The sequence below is a fragment of the Balneola sp. genome, from assembly GCA_002694685.1.
Classification (GTDB): Bacteria; Bacteroidota; Rhodothermia; order Balneolales; family Balneolaceae; genus Gracilimonas.
On the sequence record NZMW01000005.1, the window covers coordinates 12,996 to 31,432 of the forward strand.

Below are 18,437 nucleotides of genomic sequence, written 5' to 3' on the forward strand. Positions count from 1 at the left end.
TATTTTCTGTTTTCTTAAAGACACCTTTTCAGTAAGCTATTCTAACGATTAAAAAGGCATTTCATGCATTCTATTAAGCGGCAAGGGCTTAGTCTTATCATTTTTAGCATGACCTTTTCCAGTTAAACCTCATCTAAGATTTTGAGCAAAAGTTGCTCAATAATTAAAAAAAAGTTGCTCATTTAATTTTTATTATTACTCCCAATAATTATATTAATAGGGCAAACAAAAAAATGTGCGGATATTTTTTTGCGAAAGCTTGTAAGCGCTTTTTAAAAAGACTGAAGCCTAAGTTATTTAAATAAATTTAAATAGAAGCAGCCATGTTTAATTTCAAGCAGATCTCCCTGTCAATAATTATCCTTTTTATGGGGGTTAATTTCTCACTTGCTCAGGGCAATTCTACCTCAGGGAATGGTCGTATTACAGGTACAATCACAGATGCCAATTCAGGAGAAACTTTGATTGGTGTTAATGTCACTATTAAAGGTACAAGTATTGGGTCTGCAACAGATATAGATGGACAGTACACAATCCGTAGGGTTCCAGCCGGAGGGCACACTTTGGTGATAAGTTATATTGGGTACAACAGTGTTGAAGAAGTTATTCAGGTTACCGGAGGTGAGACTTTGGAATTTAATGCTGAATTGATGCAGGAGACACTGGAAGGAAATGAGGTGACAATTAGCGCACAGCGAGAAGGGCAAATAGAGGCTATAAATCAGCAAATACAGTCTGATAATATTGTCAATGTAGTATCTGAAACTAAAATTCAAGAACTGCCAGACTTTAATGCAGCTTCTGCATTAGGCAGACTCCCGGGTGTATCAACTACACAAAGTTCCGGAGAGGATAACAAAGTGGTAATTCGTGGACTTTCTCCTGAATACAATTCCATTGAAATTGAAGGTGTGCAATTAGCTTCAACAGGTAGTTCATCAATCGGGCTTTCATCAAATCCTGATGCAGGTGGAGGGCGAGTGAATAATGATCGTAGTGTTGACTTGACCATGGTGTCACCTTACATGATTCGCATGATTGAGGTTTACAAATCATTGACTCCCGACATGAATGCAAACTCGATTGGTGGAACTGTAAATATGGAGCTTAGAAAAGCACCTGAAGGCTTCCATTGGGATGCTATGTGGCAACAAGGTTACACAGCTAAAAGCAATACGCTGGGTAATTATCGTGCCGTTGGTTCAGTTAGTGATCGATTTTTTAATAACAAATTTGGTGTTTACGCTTTAGTTAATGCTGAGTCGTATGACAGAAACTCTGATAATTTAAATACCGGCTATGGAATAGCAGGGTCAATTGAAGAGGCGGATCCTGAAACCGGATATCGTCCTGTGGAAGTAAATAATGTCAGCTTTAACCGACATCTGGAAAATCGAAATAGATTAGGGGCCAATGTTATTATGGATTATGACCTGGGCAAGGGTTCCTTAAAGTTCGTGAATATGTTTGCCTCCATAAGGTCTGACTTTACGGATCATAACCAGAGCGTAAACTACAACAACGGACGTATGGACTGGAGGTTGAGTCTAGGTGAAACCGAAATTCAGCAGCAAGTGCATTCATTACGTTTGGACTATGACTTAGACTGGTTAGTTGTTGATTTTTCAGGTAGTTATACAGGAGCAAGAAATACGTTAGAAGATTCTCCGGTATTAGCTTTTAATCAAACTCAAGCTGTAAACCCTGCACCTCGGGAAAATGTACAACCAGAAGACTTGGTTAGTCGACAGGAAAATTTTCGAGGGGTTGAAAATGTTATTCTAAGAAGCGGAAACCTGTTTAGTAACTACTATGCAGAAGATAAATTCACATATAAAGCTAATTTCGAAATCCCATTCAATATCGGTTCAACAGCTAATGGGTTTTTCAAAACCGGAGCACAGTATGTTGACCAAACTACTTCCACAGATCAAGAAACACCATATCTAGGATTTGATGGTAACGCCAACTCTACTGATGGTGGTATTGCGAATAGCTTAGCAAGAACGTTGCGGGATGAGTTTGGACTTCAAACTAATGATCAAGGCTTCTTTACCGGAACGACTTTACAAGCACAGAATGAAGATTTGTATGACCCTTTTATAGGTAACAATTTTGGGAGCATTTATTTTGCATCAGCGACAGACCGGTTAGTTAATATTCTAAACTATGTGATTGGCAACCCGGATTTTGATGCTTCTAATTCAGAGATAAGCTCTGGAGCTCAGGGTGGATGGTATGATGGCCCTTATCAACAGCTATCCAATGATTACTCTTATGATGAGAATTATTTTGCCACTTACGCCATGTCCAAAATCAGCATATCTAAGCTAATGGTTATTGGTGGAGTAAGGTATGAGGAAGTAAACTCTGAATTCTTTGCTTATAACGCCCGTGATCAGCGTAATGCTCAGGCTCAGATCATGTACGACACTACCTCAACCGCAACAAATCGCTTTATGTTGCCGATGGTTCAAGCCAGGTATTCCGTTACCGATTGGATGGATGTGAGGTATGCCTACACTCAAACGTTATCACGTCCTGATTACAACTTACTATCACCAAAATTTACTATTACTCAGGGCAATTCTATTTATACCGGTAACCCGGAATTAGAGCCTGCCAAAGCCTACAATCATGATATTAATGCAACATTTCATGCAAATAAATTGGGCTTACTTTCATTGGGGGTTTTCCAGAAAACAATTGAGAACTTTGTTTACAACGCGAGCTACAAACTAAATCTCGCTGAAGAAGCAGGTATCGACCAAACTTCAAATTATCAACTCGTTTGTAGTCAGTATTACCGCGATAAGTATGGTGAACAATATCCTTCTATAAACAGCTGTCAGGATGGATCACTTTTAATTTCACCGACTATCAACCCTTCTACAGGTGCAACAGCTACTGTTAACAAACCACTTAATAACCCAAATGATGGATTAGTACGAGGTATTGAAGTCGACTTCCAGCATAACTTCTGGTACATGCCAAAGCCTTTCAACAATATGGTTTTTGGTGTTAACTATGCACGGATCTTTTCTGAAATAGAAACACCTTTTTATGATGAAGATTTTAGAATTGAAGGTGAGGGACGTGATGCAGAGCGAATTGATTTCTTAGTTGATTCTTCATTCACATCAAGATTAGCAGGACAGCCTAATCACGTTATGAACACTTACCTGGGATTTGACTACAAAGGTTTTTCTACAAGAGTCTCAGTACTACTAACTACCAATACATTTGGAGGCAGTGGAGGTCGTTATCCCGAAAATGATCGATTCAGTACTGACTATCTAAAAATAGATTATTCAGCTAAGTATAAGCTGGAAATGTTGGGCGGAAGCAGTGAAATATTCTTAGACGTCACCAACCTGAACAATGCTAATAATCAACAGGTGCAGCGATCTATAAATGGGGATACGAATATCCAGAATTATGGGTGGACGGCTAATTTGGGCTTCAGGGTCAGATACTAAATCACAACAAAAACGAAATTTACTAATAACAATAAACAGGAGTTAATATGAAGCGATTGTTACTACTTATTTCTTTCGCAGTATTATTCAGTAGTGCATCATTGATGGCACAGAAAGATACCGTAGAGGTACAGGGTTATTATGAATCCGACTTTACATACGGAACTTTAAACCAAGCCATTACGGATGTAAAAGCTAACGGAGATATAAACAACACTGTGTTTAAGTTATCTCCCTATGAAGTGTACGTGCTGACAAGCAGTATCTTTATGGATATCGGCGAGAACCTTGAAATCGTGGCACCCAAGCCATTAAAAGCAGGTCAAGGTGATGCTGAGGCAATTCAAAATTCAGCTCCACCACAAATTGTCTGGACTGAAGAAGAAATTGACAGAACCTATATCATTCAAACTTATGGTGATGTAGTCATGGAGAATATTTGGGTAAGAGGTGCTGATATCCAAGGTAATCAAGTTCAAACAGGAATTGTTTTTGAGGATACAGTTGCCACCGGTAGTGAGCCTGATAAAGAGTACGGAACTTTTGAAGGTGTGATATTTGATTACTTCCCAATTGGTGCAGAATCGGGTGGGTCAATTACCGTTAAGGCCGATAATTTTGTTGGTGTTTTTAGAAATTCATATTTCAGAAATCTGACGGATTCTCACTTCCAGTATTATGGAAGAGCTGTTTCTTTCCCTTACCAATCCACGGAATTTCACTATGACAGCCTTTTATTTGAAAATACAACGTTTTCAAATCTTAGCCGCATCGTGATGATGGAGGGTAATCAGTACGCCTCCAATATCCACCTAAACCACGTGACCATGATTAACTCATTGGAGTGGGCTATACAGACCGGTTGGTGGGAAGATCTTTCAATCACGAACTCCATTTTTGTTAACACAAACATGATAGGTCAAAGACCTGTTGACGTATGCCCTGACGGCACTGATGCTGATATTGATGATTTTTATGCAGGTGAATGTAATCCTTTTGGTGGAGGCTTAGTTCAAAACCCAACTCTTGTAGATTCAATAGGTTTTGAAGTTGACTACACAGATCAAGACCGACAAATCTACATCGGTAATAATGTGATCTATCAAGAAGAATACCTGAAAGATTGGTACATGGAGAGTCCATGGAGTCAGGAGCAGATTCAGACTCGTAACGATATTCTCCTTCGTTTTGAGTCTCCGGCTATCGGGCCTGAAACATTTGAATACATAGATTCAACTGACAGTGAAGGGAATGATGTATTTCCACTGATGACCATAGATACTACCAGTTTTTATGACGACCCGGCTGATTTCATTGTGCCTGCTACAAATCAGGATACAATGCTGCAGTTTGTAATGTTTAAGTGGAGTGATAACTCTGATATCGACTGGTCATACAAACCACTTGCTGGATTTGAGCAAGAATGGCCTCTCCCGGAAAATATGGCTTATAACAATTCCCAATACCAAACAGCAGCATGGGGCGGATACCCTATGGGTGACCTAAACTGGTACCCTGATCAGCTTGCTGACTGGGAAGCTAATCAAAGAGATGCTGACTGGGAGCGTATAGAGGATTATTTAAACAACGGGGTGACTGTAAGTTCAGAAATCGAGGCGAGTACTCCAGATGGATTTACATTGAGTCAAAACTACCCTAATCCATTTAACCCAACCACGGTTATTCCATACTCTATGCCGAAAGCAGGAGACATTCAGCTAAAAGTATTCAATACTCTTGGGCAGGAAGTAATGACATTGTTTGAAGGACGGCAGCAAGCCGGTAATCATTCGGTAACGTTCAACGCTTCAAATCTTTCAAGTGGTATTTATTTCTACCGCTTACAAACTCAGGATGGTGCAGTTGTCTTGACCCGAAAATTAACACTTATCAAATAATAGTAGGACTTATATGCCTTGCGAGAAATATGCTCTCGCAAGGCATACCCTATTTTAACAACAACAAAATGTGAGGATTAATATGAAAAGGTTTACTACGATTAGTGCACTTTTTATGCTCATGCTTTTTTTAAGTACGAGTGTTTTATATGCGCAAAGCAACAATTTTGATGGGGATACCCTTGGGCAGCCCTATGGAACAACGAGTTGGCAAGCTGGTGATATATCAGCAACTGTTGATTCACTGGTTATAGATACTGTTACATATAGTAACGTATTAAAGGTGGAAGTAAATAATTATAACGCCGCTCCATTTTTAGCATTTACAATACCGGGTGGCTTAACACTTGCAGATTACGATACACTATCTTTTAGTGGATACTTTGCCACTGGTGACGTTGGCTATAAAACAATTTCAGCAGTTGTTTCAGAAGACTCTCTATCAGGTCCATTTCTTGACGACAGTGGAGAAAACGATGTAATAGGAAGTGTTGATAGATCAATGGGTGCTTCTACTGGTTGGGAAGAAATTAAAATCCCTATCGATAATGACAGAACTGAACTAAGTGGCACTGTTTACATTGGATTTGGGATTAGTGCAGCAGGTACCGCAAATAGTGAAAACACTGTTTGGTATGCTGATAATGTAGCTTTAAATGCTATACCTATTGAGTTAAGCTCAGGTCCTATTACAGCTTGGGCTCGTGATGCTTCATATAACGCATGGCCTATAATTAAAGACGGATCTACTCCTGCAGGTTCTGCAAGTTTAGGTGCAGAAACAACTATAGCCGGTGGTTCTTGGGCCGGTTTAAGAGGAGCGTTTGCACCGATAACAGCTACTGAAGGTGCGGGTAACGCATTTGTTATTACAGGTAAAATGGAGCTTAATGCAAGCCTTGGTTCCGGATATACTCCTCTTCGATACGCTTTAACAAACCATGAAGAGATGGGAATCATTGCTAACGAAAATACTGCTGATGCAGTCTGGAATGGTACAAGTAGTGGTTCTGGATATTCGTTTATTCCTTTATCAGGTGCAGGAACTTTAGCCAATGGTGGCGGCGGTTCGGGAACAGTCTGGACTATTAATAGTGGTAACTGGTTAAGTACTTATAGCAATAATGGTGGTCCAGCCGGGACGTTTTACCAAATTCCTGCATTAGCTGAAATAGGTGCCGGTGTTTATGATTGGGCTATTTCCGTGCAACCAGTTGGTGATGGTATGAGTGAAATTCGTTTTCTCTTAATTCATGAAGATGACGATTACTATTTTGCCGGAACAACAATGGCAGAAACAACTAGCTCAACCTTTAATTCAATAGCTTTTGGATTCCAGGGATTTGATACTGTTGAAGATTTCACACAGGTAGATTTCTCTGAAGTTGAAGCCGTGAATGATGATCCTATAGAAATTCCAACTCCTGCTTTCTTCGATCACTTTATGGCCATCGAAAGATTCGGATTCATAGGTGGTAAAGTTGGTGGTGACTGGACGCTTACTCCTGGTGACTTTACAGGAAATACATCTATTTCAGGAACAGCGGGAGCAGATACAGCAGCTCTTCGTTCAGGATTTGATGTGCCTTTCACTACAACATCTGATGAAGCTTTGGTTATTGAAGCTGAAGTTACTTTTGAGGGTGGTGGATTTGGTGAAGACGGAAGCTTTAAGTTTGGTGTATTTAGTGCATCTGATCCTGGTTCTGTAGATTCTACAGAAGCTAACGGATATACTTGGAATGGCAGCGAAGCCGGCCATAGCGGGTATCTATTTACTCCGGGTTCCGGAGTTGATGCTATTGTTGATGGTGTCTGGTACGATGCTTCTGGATCTGGTGCTTACTCAGTTGAAGAACACGAAGATACAGGAACTCCAGCAGCAGGTACATATGATTTAGCTATTTCATTGCAATCAACTTCTGCAGGAATGGATATTCGATACTCTCTAACAAGTGAAGACGGATATGTATTTGAATATGCAACTGTTGATGCAGACGGCTCTTTTGAGTCATTTGAAGCTATTAACTTTGCAATTAGCAATTCAACTACAACAGGAATGTCTATTGCTGATCTGGAAATCTCTTCAGGTGCTGCGATTACCGTTTCTAATGAAGTAGTAGATAACTCTCAGTTACCTAAATCATTCTCATTAGGACAGAATTACCCGAATCCGTTCAACCCAACAACCAACATCAATTTTGATCTGCCACAAGCTGCAGATGTTCAATTGACCGTATTTAACATGTTGGGTCAAAGAGTTATGACTCTGGTTGATAATAGAATGGAAGCCGGTGCACACAAAGTAACCTTTGATGCACGCAACCTTGCAAGTGGTATGTACATGTACCGCATCGAGGCTGGCAGCTTTATCAATACTAAGAAAATGATGCTTATTAAATAGTATTCATGATTGAATCTGATTATGTAGCAATCAGATACCTTTACAAACCTGTCTCTTTAATAGGAGGCAGGTTTTTTTATTTTCTTCATATATAGTGAATTTGAAGAAAGCTATTGTATTCAATTGATATAGATACTTTAGATTAAATACATTTTTTTATTAAACTCACTCCTTCTTTTTTATGTAAATAGAGAAGAAAATTGTTTAGGTAACTGGAATAGAATTTTAAACATAATTTAAAAGTGATGGGAACATTAGCCGTATTAGACTGGATTGTAATAGCCGGATATTTTCTGATTATCGCAGGTGTAGCGTGGTGGGTAATTAAGCAAAAGACGGATACAGCCACCGATTACTTCTTAGCTGGAAGGCATTTAGGTTGGATGATCGTCGGTACCTCTATTTTTGCCTCAAATATTGGATCAGAACACCTTGTTGGTTTAGCCGGATCAGGAACCACGGATGGTATGGCCATGGCACATTATGAACTCCACGCCTGGTGTCTGCTTGTACTTGGATGGGTGATGTTGCCTTTCTTTATAAGATCGAAAGTGTTTACCATGCCTGAGTTTTTGGAGAAGAGATTCTCCCCACTTGCCCGGACTATTCTTTCCGGTATTTCTTTAGTGGCTTATGTTCTTACTAAAATTGCTGTGGGTATTTTTGCCGGAGGTATTGTATTCAGTGTACTGCTCCCAAATATTTCATTCCTTGGATTAAATAGCTTCTGGATTGGTTCCATTTTGGTTATTGTGTTTACCGGAATCTACACCATTTTAGGAGGCTTGCGTGCAGTTGCTTATACAGAAGCCCTGCAAACATTAGTACTCGTCTTTGGCTCTATCCTTGTCCTTATTTATGGACTGAAAGCAATAGGAGGCTGGGACGCATTGTACTCAATTGCCGGAGAGGAAATGTTCAACCTCTGGAAACCAATTGTACCAGATGGGATGGAAGGGACTTGGGCTCCTGTAATGGAAGAGGATAGAATGGCTTGGTACTTCAACACCAACTATCCATGGGTGGCAATGTTATTTGCTGCACCGATTGTAGGTCTCTGGTACTGGACAACAGATCAGTACATTGTTCAGCGTGCTTTGGGTGCGCCTAATGAAACAGAAGGCCGGCGCGGAACCATTGCTGCAGCATTTTTGAAATTGCTACCTGTATTTATTTTCATCATCCCCGGTATCATCGCTTTCGCGCTTGCGAAATCAGGACAAATGGAGATTCTCACCCAGGAACTTATGACTGAACAAGGCGAGGTTAATACCCAAAATGCACAAGCTGCTTTCCCGCTGTTAGTTGCACATATTCTTCCGGTTGGTGTCCGCGGTATAGTTGTGGCCGGATTACTTGCTGCTCTCATGAGTTCACTTGCTGGGGTCTTTAACGCATCATCTACATTATTCACTATGGACTTCTATAAAAAGTTCAGACCTGAAGCTTCGGAAGAACGCCTCGTAATGATGGGAAGAATAGCCACGGTTATCATGGTAATAATAGGGCTGCTTTGGATTCCGGTGATTCAGGGAAGTCGTGGACTTTATGACTACTTACAAGGAGTGCAGTCTTATTTAGCGCCACCAATATTTGTAGTGTTTTTCCTCGGTGTATTTAATAAACGCCTTAATAAAGATGGAGCACTCTGGTCCTTATTTATTGGGTTTGGATTAGGAGTATTCCGCCTCGCAGTAGATACTCCTGTTACCTTGATTGATGGCTTTCAATACGCTGAAGGATCATTTCTTTGGATTGTTAACAATATTTTCTTCCAATACTATAGCGTGATTATTACCATCGTTTGTATAGCAACGATGTTTATTGTCAGTTATATGACTCCGGCGCCGTCCTATGAAAAAATTGCGGGCCTTACTTATGGAACGTTGAGTGAAGAAGACAAGCAGGCATCGAGAGATAGTTATACCAAGCTTGATGTTTTCCTCTCTGTATTGCTGATCGTTGTGATTGCAGGTATATATATTTTCTTCTCGTAGGAAAACCAAGCCAGTAAGTTTTACTTCAAAAAGCTCCGGATGTCCGGAGCTTTTTTTATGCAAATTGAAGGCATAAAAAAGTCCGTCTCAAATCAATGAAACGGACTAATCGTTAGTAAAAAATTAACAGCTTATTTTATCAAGACCAGCTTTCGAGTGCTTATAAATTCGCTGGTTTGGATGCGATATAAATAGGTTCCGCTTGATAGGTTCGAAGCATTAAACTGCACCGTTTTCTGTCCGGCGCTAATTCTGCTATCAATCAGAGTGGCAACTTCTCTGCCCACCATGTCAAACACTTTAAGCTGTACATAGTCAGCATTTGGAATGGTGAATGATATGTTAGTGGTGGGATTAAATGGGTTAGGATAGTTTTGCTCCAAACTAAACCCGGAAGGTAGTTCCTGATTAATAGGCTCGTTGCTGACAGGAATAACCGATGCTGTGTCAACATAAGCTTCAAGCCATTCTAAAGAAGGCCTTGGCCGGCCATTAATACCCCAAAGCATTGCATCTTCTGAGGAGCGCCACATTCCTAATCTCCATCCCCAAAAAGTAACACCTTCAACCATTGGGTGCTCCCAGAAAACCGGGAAAATATCTTGTATTTTTCGGAGCTGATAATCATCTGACTCATCAGAACCCGGGTCGCTACCCAATCCATCAATATCAAGTTCGGTTGCCTGGATAGGTAAACCTGCCGTTGCTAACTGGTCTAAACTTCTTTTGATACTTCCGGGAGTAGTTCCTGATGCCTGCGCACTGCCATTACTAAATGCATGAGCCTGAACACCAATCCGGTCAATTAAACCACGCTCTTTTAATTCGTTAATAATCTGTAGGTATTGTGAAACTGCGGATGAGTTTCCAACAATCCCATAGTCGTTAATCATGAGTTTTGTGTCTTCAGGGAAAATATCACGAGCCATCTGAAAAGCAGTGATAATCCAGTCAAAACCGGTTTCACCCTCGCCGCCTAAAGCATCCCAGTAGTCCGCATCGTTTTCAACTCCATTCGGCCTGTTATGTCCCGGCAGAGGTTCATTAACAACTTCCAAGTAATCTATGTCAGGGTATCTGTCATTAACAGCCTGAAACCATTCTTCGATTTCCTCAAGTTGTTCTTCCGGTGTTAAATCATTGATCCAGCCGGGTTGTTGTGATCCCCAAACAAGGACATGAAATCTAAATGGCAGTTCATTGTTTTTTGCGAGATTATAAGCTGCATCAAGTTGATCCCAATTCATTTCATCACGAGTCCCTTCTACGCTTCCCCATTTCCCTGAGTTTTCAGGAGTGATTTGATTCCAGTAGTCCAAAAAACGTTCGAGTTGTGTACTACTGTGTACATTACCTAACCATTTGGCTTTGCCTTCTGCAATAGGATCATAATCAGGTCTTTCAACAGGGGTAGTAATGCGAACGCTGTCTATGAAAATTGTATTGTCAACGTTCCCGCTAAAGCTGAAGTGAAGTGGGGCGCGGCCTTCTGTATTTCCGGCAGGTACAGTGAAACCAAGAGAAAATAATTGCCATTCTTCAGTAAGAGAAACATCGGCGTTTCCAATTCGCCCAAATTCGTCGAAACTTGGATTGCCAACAGTAAAGTTAGCTGTAGTTCCAGTAGCGTTTGATTTAGCCCATAATGATAAAGTATAGTTCTTTTCTTCTTGGACTGAAAAAGGCTCATTAATAGCCTGAATGCTATATTCATTAGCACCGGTAGCAGTCACGCTCACTGCGAGTGACCGGCTGCCATCCTTTGAAACACTATCAACAATGGCGAATGTAGCTACTGCATCATCTTGTAGCTCAAAAGTCCAGCCTTCAACACTTGCAGTGTCTCCTGAAGCGGTGACGTCTGAGTCTTCAAAACTGCCATTAGTATTTACAACAACATCTTGTGCAAAACTCACTGTTATCGACAAAAAGAGTGCGAGTATCAGAGAGGTTAATATTTTAGTAAACAAAGTTCTCATGATGAATAGGTTTAATATTTACTGGTTTAATTTACTTTTTATCTTGATTTGAATAAGCATACATGCCGAAAATGGTTCCAACAAAACCACCGGCTTTATTCGTGCTAAGGATAGTTCCATCGGCTCCTTCATATAGGGGTTGCCAGTTACCTTCCTCTAATGCATATGAGAAATCATATTCATCACCTCGAGCTGTGATTTTTAAATAGTATTCACTCTCTTGGTTTTGAGGTATGACTTCAGCTGCAATTTTTTCAACTTTATTACCTTCCGACTTCTCAACAAAAAGCTCGGTTTCTCCAGCTTCATTTTGGGTAACTCCCAAGAGGTAGTAATAATTCTCTCCCTGAAATGCTGTAATTCCGGCAATATCTCCTGAATGCTCGGGAGTATAAATCATTTTTGTTGATGCTGAGCCATAAGCATGCTGTTGGCGTCTTCCTAAAAATGAAGGATTACCAAGACCGCTTATCCTTTCCGGTCTTGCTTCAATATTTAGATATCCATTTTCAGATAGCTCCCACCAATCTTCCCGTGGGGTTCGCATCATAATCCAGTAATCGGCAAGCTCAGGTTGACTGAAATTATCGGTATAGGTGAAGTTACCGTGAGTGGGAGGAGTAGGTTCTTTTGAATAAGGTAAGTCAGGGCGTTTTATTTTGAGTGGCACCGCTTCTTCACCTTCCAGAATAACCGGCCAGCCATCTTTCCAGATAACAGGTAATAAAAAGGTCTCGCGGCCGGTATTGAAGTGAACACCATCATACGGGCGGACACCCAGGAAAATGGTCCACCATTCACCATTTTCAGTTTCTACCATATCTGCATGTCCTACATATTCGACTGAAAAATCCCGGTCAGGAGAAATGTGCCGTTGGGTGAGTATAGGGTTGCCCTCATAAGGAGTGAATGGGCCAAGGGGAGAGCTCCCTTTTAAAACTACCTGAGAATGCTGCGGGCCTGTACCGCCCTCAGCAGCATGTAATATATATTCTCCGTCTTTTTGAATAAGGTGAGGGCCTTCGATCCAGATTGGCTTTGTGCTGATATCAACCCCTCCGTTAATAATAACTTTTGGTTCGCTAATGGATTTGTTTGTTTCTAAATCATACTCTCGAATCCATACTGCACGGTGCCCTTCGTAAAGCGGTGTTCCTTCCGGAGCGTCATTGTTTATAACATATACTTTTCCATCATCATCAAAGAAAATAGAAGGGTCTATTCCACCGACTCTATCCAGCCATATTGGGTCGGACCAGTCTCCGGCAGGATCTTCTGTTGTAACCATGAAGTTACCGCCTGCATCAACTAAAGTAGTCAGCACATAAAAGGTGCCATCGTTATACTCAATAGTAGGCGCAAACACTCCTCTTGAAATACCAAGACTGTCAACGGCAAGTTGTGAAGGTCGGTCTAATACATGCCCGATCTGATTCCAATTCACTAGATCGGTACTGTGAAAAATAGGTATACCCGGATAGTAGCTGAAAGAGGAGTGAACCATATAGTAGTCTTTACCAACCCGGACAATACTTGGATCAGGATAGAACCCGGCATTTATTGGATTTACATATTCGTCAGCAGCAACCTCAAGCCCTTCATAGATCGGGTCATTCCCCTGATAAGTAAACCAGTCAAAGCTTGGGTCTGAGCTTGCCATAGGTTTATCGACATTTGAACATGAAGTAAAAAGAATCACGAAAAGACCAATGAATATAAACCACATATTTTCAAAACTATAAAACCGCTTCCAGTTAGTATTCATAAACCATATGTATTTAGATAAATGAGAATGCAATATTTGCGCACATAATGCGCAAATAAAGTACTTGATAATCTTCAATTTTGAAAAAATATTTACGTCATTTGATCAAAAACTCATTATCTGTTCATTTTAAAATCTATTTAAAAAAATCAGCCGCTAATGACTAATAAGCCATGATTTCGCATGTTAATTTGTCGTTGACTTAGGTGCTTAAAGTGAATTTATAGTCGTTTAATACAAAAAAATGTTGCCCGGCATATTTAGAGTGTAAAAAATACATTTACATGTTAAATTAAATATAGAGGCCAAATCAGATAATTTTAAGGGCCAAATGATCTTTTCACCGATCTAAGGCAAAGTAGGATATATAAATGATATTTTTGACCAAATTTTCTAAGTGCTGTTTGTCAACATTACTAAGTGTAGCATTGTTTGGAATAGTTTCACAAACGGTTCATGCCCAGGCAGGAGAAGTTACTATTTACATGGACAGTACTGCCCAAACAATTAGGGGATTTGGAGCGGCGAATATTGTAGACTGGTATGGCCCTGATTTAACAATGGATGAAGTCGATTATGTATTTGGCACCGATGATGGAGAACTCGGATTTAATATCCTGCGACTTCGTATAAGTCCTGATCCAAACGCCTGGGGTAATGGAAACCAAGTAGAAACGGCAAGAAAAGCCTATGAGATGGGAGCACTTATTTGGGCAGCTCCATGGAATCCGCCGGCATCTATGTATGATCCAAATTCAGAGCAAAGAAAAGTAGATCCGGCGAAATACGATCTTTACGCAGCTCACCTGGACTCCTTTAATACCTACATGAGTGAAAGGGGAGTGCCTTTATATGGTATTTCAATCCAAAATGAACCCGACTTCGCTAATGACTGGACAGCTTGGGAACCGGATGAAATAGTTACTTTTTTACAAGAACATGCTCCGTCAATAGATACTAGGATAATAGCGCCGGAATCTTTTCAGTTTAGAAGAAATTATTCAGATCTAATATTAAATGATTCTCTCGCAAATGCGCACACTGATATTATTGGTGGGCATATTTATGGAGGAGGCATAGCTCCATACCCGATGGCTGAAGAGAAAGGCAAAGAGGTTTGGATGACAGAGCATTACACAACAAGCGACCGCTCAGCTAATATTTGGCCTGATGCTTTATTGGTTGGTGATGAAATTCACCGAGTGATGGAGGCCGGATGGCACGCTTACGTGTGGTGGCAAATCAAAAGGTATTACAGCCCTATCCACGATGGTGTGGATGTTGTAGAGGCGGGTCAAGATTTCAATGATAACGGGACCAATGGGTCTATTACAAAAAGAGGATATGTTATGTCTCAGTATTCCAGGTTTGTACGCCCGGGATACCAAAGAGTGATTGCCGACGGACCATTTGGAAGAGGATGGGCGAGGGTGCAGGTTTCGGCATATAAAGATGCTGAAAGTGGTAAAATAGTTATCGTAGCAGTTAATGGGGAGGGTGTTGATAAAGAATTAGGGGTTGTTGTGGAGGATGGCACGCCGGAAGTACTAGCCCAATACCGAACTGATGATGATCATAATGCTGAGCAACTAGATGATATCGATGTTTCAAGTTCTGTTTTTAGTCTGAATTTACCTGCTGAGAGTATCACCACTTATGTTTCAGATTTTATTCCAGTATCCAATGAAGGAGATCTTACGGAGGCTCCCGCTTCATTTGGTTTAGAGCAAAACTATCCGAATCCATTCAACCCGACAACAAATATTAACTATAAAATACCTGAAGCCAGTCAGGTAACCCTTAAGGTTTATGATCTGCTCGGGCGGGAAGTGGCGACATTGGTAAACGGAAGAGTCTCTGCCGGACAACACCAAGTAAGTTTTGATGCAAGCAACCTCTCAAGTGGGATTTACATTTATGAGCTTAGATCAGGTGACTATACTGAGATTAAGAAAATGACACTAATTAAATAGTTTGTTGCAGGAATAAATGGAGAGCGAGAGGCAAAAAACTATCGCTCGACCTACTATTTATTCTTCTGTATTCACAGTTACCGTTGCTTTCTCTAATCCTGGAGATTGAGCGGTAACTATTATTTCACCTTTTCCTCCGTCAATCCCTTTTACAATCACCAAAGCCTTTCCGCTAAATGCTTTTCGGGTATGAGAATGAAATTCAGTAAAGTTTGTTGGATCACCATTATCTGTGGCTACAATTTCTCCGGGACCTTCTAGTGAGAATTGAATTTCATTATCAGCTAAAGGCACAATCATCCCGTCTTTGTCAGTGACATTGACCGTAATAAAGGATAGGTCTTTTCCATCAGCTTTGATGATATTTCTGTCAGCCGACGCTTCCAGTCCTGACGCCTCGCCGGTTGTTCTAACAATATCCTCGGCCCAAACCTCATCGGCTTTGTAGGCAACCACTTTAAGTTCTCCGGGTTGATATTCTACATCATCCCAACGAATTCGGTATTCAAATTCACCTTTAGCCTTGCGGCCCAGTGATTCTCCGTTTAGGAATAATTCTGCCTCATCGCCGGAAGTAGCCACATGAACGGGAGTAACTTCCCCTATTCTGTCCGGCCAGTTCCAGTGAGGAAATATATGCGCCATAGGGTAGTCGGGCCTCCAGTTCGCTTGGTAGATGTAGAAGCGATCTTTCGGGAAGCCTGCCAGATCAATGGCTCCAAAATAGGAACTGCGTGCAGAATAATAAGGAGTCGGTTCTCCAAGATAATCCCATCCACTCCAGACAAATCCACCAGCAACATATGGGTGCTGATCAATGGAGCGAAAGACTTTATCAGCTGAAGATCCAAAATCAGCCGTATATAATTCATAGGCACTTACGTAGGCCGTTTCAGGATCGCCGCCTTTACCCGGGCTGATAGGTGAACTGATTGCATCAACAACCGGAAATAAATAGGTGCCACGACTTGACACCGCAGCCGCATTTTCAGAACTGATTATCACACGGCCAGGATAAGTTTCTTTGAAAGAAGGATAGAGAGGAGAGGTGGTTATTCCACAGCATCTAAGGTGTGCATATTCTCCTTCATCTCGGATTCCCTCTCCTTGGTAGTTCAAGCTAATTACTTCAACAGGATCCGGAAATTCCATGGGAGGTTTGGCAAAATTCATGGATGCTGTTGTAAGTCGAGTAGGGTCTTCATCTTTCATAATCTTGCGGAGCTTCATCGCAAGGTCGGCGCCGGCCTGTCCGGTGTATTGCTCGCCCACTTCATTTCCGGTACTCCAAGCAATTATCGAAGGGTGATTTTTATCGCGGCGGACCAAGGCTCGTAAATCTTGCTCGTGCCAGTCTGGAAAAATTAGATGGAAGTCGTAAGGAGTTTTTCTGCGCTCCCAAACATCAAAGGATTCATCAATAACTAGAAATCCCATGCGATCTGTTAGCTCCAGCAGTTCCGGAGCGGGCGGATTGTGTGCTGTTCGAATTGAGTTGGTCCCCATTTCACGCAGTATTTCCAATTGTCGTTCAGCGGCTCTGGTATTGAAGGCAGCTCCCAGGGCTCCTAAATCGTGATGCTGGTTCGCGCCTTTAATATGCACATGCTCACCATTTACGATAACACCGCGATCACCGTCCATTTCAATGGTTCGGATACCAAATTCAGTCTCGTATTTATCAACCCTTTTCCCATCCTGATATAGCATCGTTACTGCTACATACATATTTGGAGTTTGGGTAGGAGGAGGGCCCCAAAGTTTAGGATTTTCAATTTGGACCGAGCTTTTTAAGCCACCATTACCTTCGGCTGAAATTGAGGTTCTTACAGGTTCAAATCTTTGGACAACACCTCCTGTTCTATTTCCTTCAGCATCTAAAGCGTAGATTTTTGTTCGCGCTTCTACATTGACTTCTTCTTCAGTGCGGTTATCAATTGATATTTCTAAATCTATCGTAGCTAATTCTTCTGAAACTTCGGGTGTTGTAACATAAGTACCCCAATGTGCTATGTGTACTGGATTCGTTTTAACTAACCAAACATTCCTGTAAAGACCGCCTCCGGGATACCATCTTGATGACTCCGGTGGATTATCTAACCGAATGGAAAGCTGATTGTCACCGCCATAATTTAAATATGGAGTCAGGTCAAGACGCCATGATGCATACCCAAAGGGCCAGCCACCAACGAGATTGCCGTTTAGCCAAACCATGGCATAAGACATTGCACCATCCACATCAAGAAAAATAGATTTCAGGGAATCAGAAGCAGGGATATCCAGATCTTTCCGATACCAGGCTACTCCGGGACTGGGAAGCCGACCCATTCCGCCTGTCACTTCTGCATCAGGGCCTTCAAAAAAGGGTCCTTCGATAGCCCAGTCATGTGGGAGCGTGACTGTTTCCCAGGAGCTATCATCAAAGTTATTCTGAACAAATGGGAAGTCACTGCCGGGATTCCCTTTGGGTCGTTCAAATCGTTTAGCGGGGTCACTGATAAAGTCATTGCCGGAAGGCATAATCCACGGTTTTAGAACCATTTTTTCAGCTTCCACTTCTAACGCATTTTCGGGTTCAGTATCTGCGGCTTGGGCATCGTTGTATTCGGTAAGCTCAGGACGTACGTCATAAATCAACGTATCGGTATCTTCTGCTGACTCATACTTCATGAACTTCCAATCATCATTGATGGAAAGACGTTCTCTTTGGCTTTGTTCCGAACAGGCAAAAAGTGAAAAGAAGACTAATAATAAAGGAAGATGCTTAAAAACTGGGAGGCTGTTATTCATTGTGATAAGTATTGTGTCTTGAAGTTTACCTTCAGCTGTAAAGATGCTTTGATTCCAACAAGTAGAGCTTCTGATATCTGTGACTAATATATAAAGCGTATTTGTAACATTAATAAAAAAAAGGTAGAATAGGCAAATATTTAATAGAATTT

General features: G+C 41.2%; 8 protein-coding genes. 5 read left to right on the plus strand and 3 right to left on the minus strand.

The window, feature by feature from the left end:
- The first annotated feature begins 323 nt into the window (after positions 1 to 323).
- The 4 genes from CL667_09135 to CL667_09150 all read left to right on the plus strand — a co-directional run bounded on the left by CL667_09135 (position 324) and on the right by CL667_09150 (position 9,778).
- Positions 324 to 3,479 (plus strand): hypothetical protein, encoded by a 3,156-nt coding sequence (locus CL667_09135; GenBank protein ID MAL17865.1) that lies wholly within the window; start codon positions 324 to 326, stop codon positions 3,477 to 3,479.
- A gap of 47 nt (positions 3,480 to 3,526) precedes the next feature.
- The gene (locus tag CL667_09140) at positions 3,527 to 5,377 is read left to right on the plus strand and encodes a hypothetical protein (protein MAL17866.1); all 1,851 of its coding nucleotides are present in this window, start codon (positions 3,527 to 3,529) and stop codon (positions 5,375 to 5,377) included.
- A gap of 1,930 nt (positions 5,378 to 7,307) precedes the next feature.
- Complete coding sequence (locus tag CL667_09145) at positions 7,308 to 7,781, plus strand: hypothetical protein (protein ID MAL17867.1); 474 nt, start codon at positions 7,308 to 7,310, stop codon at positions 7,779 to 7,781.
- Between the two features lie 245 nt (positions 7,782 to 8,026).
- Positions 8,027 to 9,778 carry a Na+/glucose cotransporter gene (locus tag CL667_09150; protein ID MAL17868.1) on the plus strand — a complete coding sequence of 584 codons (1,752 nt, stop codon included), beginning with the start codon at positions 8,027 to 8,029 and terminating at the stop codon, positions 9,776 to 9,778.
- A 131-nt stretch (positions 9,779 to 9,909) separates the two neighbouring features.
- Here CL667_09150 and CL667_09155 read toward each other — a convergent pair whose 3' ends face one another.
- Both CL667_09155 and CL667_09160 read right to left on the minus strand, forming a co-directional pair.
- On the minus strand, positions 9,910 to 11,757 hold the full coding sequence (locus CL667_09155; GenBank protein ID MAL17869.1) for a hypothetical protein: 1,848 nt from the start codon (positions 11,755 to 11,757) through the stop codon (positions 9,910 to 9,912).
- 31 nt (positions 11,758 to 11,788) lie between these two features.
- Entirely contained in the window at positions 11,789 to 13,483 is a 1,695-nt protein-coding gene (locus CL667_09160) for a glycoside hydrolase 43 family protein (protein MAL17870.1), read from the minus strand.
- 410 nt (positions 13,484 to 13,893) lie between these two features.
- Between CL667_09160 and CL667_09165 the strand changes: the two genes are divergently transcribed.
- Positions 13,894 to 15,495, plus strand: coding sequence for a hypothetical protein (locus CL667_09165; protein ID MAL17871.1), 1,602 nt, complete (start codon positions 13,894 to 13,896; stop codon positions 15,493 to 15,495).
- Positions 15,496 to 15,552: 57 nt separating this feature from the next.
- Here CL667_09165 and CL667_09170 read toward each other — a convergent pair whose 3' ends face one another.
- Positions 15,553 to 18,285, minus strand: a complete 2,733-nt coding sequence (locus CL667_09170; GenBank protein MAL17872.1) for a beta-galactosidase — start codon at positions 18,283 to 18,285, stop codon at positions 15,553 to 15,555.
- Positions 18,286 to 18,437 lie beyond the last annotated feature (152 nt).

Bases quoted from the DNA above. Each gene is read 5' to 3' on its own strand.
- CL667_09165 (MAL17871.1), top strand. From the start codon at position 13,894: ATGATATTTTTGACCAAATTTTCTAAGTGCTGTTTGTCAACATTACTA.
- CL667_09170 (MAL17872.1), bottom strand. From the start codon at position 18,285: ATGAATAACAGCCTCCCAGTTTTTAAGCATCTTCCTTTATTATTAGTC.
- CL667_09140 (MAL17866.1), top strand. From the start codon at position 3,527: ATGAAGCGATTGTTACTACTTATTTCTTTCGCAGTATTATTCAGTAGT.
- CL667_09150 (MAL17868.1), top strand. From the start codon at position 8,027: ATGGGAACATTAGCCGTATTAGACTGGATTGTAATAGCCGGATATTTT.
- CL667_09145 (MAL17867.1), top strand. From the start codon at position 7,308: ATGGATATTCGATACTCTCTAACAAGTGAAGACGGATATGTATTTGAA.
- CL667_09135 (MAL17865.1), top strand. From the start codon at position 324: ATGTTTAATTTCAAGCAGATCTCCCTGTCAATAATTATCCTTTTTATG.
- CL667_09160 (MAL17870.1), bottom strand. From the start codon at position 13,483: ATGTGGTTTATATTCATTGGTCTTTTCGTGATTCTTTTTACTTCATGT.
- CL667_09155 (MAL17869.1), bottom strand. From the start codon at position 11,757: ATGAGAACTTTGTTTACTAAAATATTAACCTCTCTGATACTCGCACTC.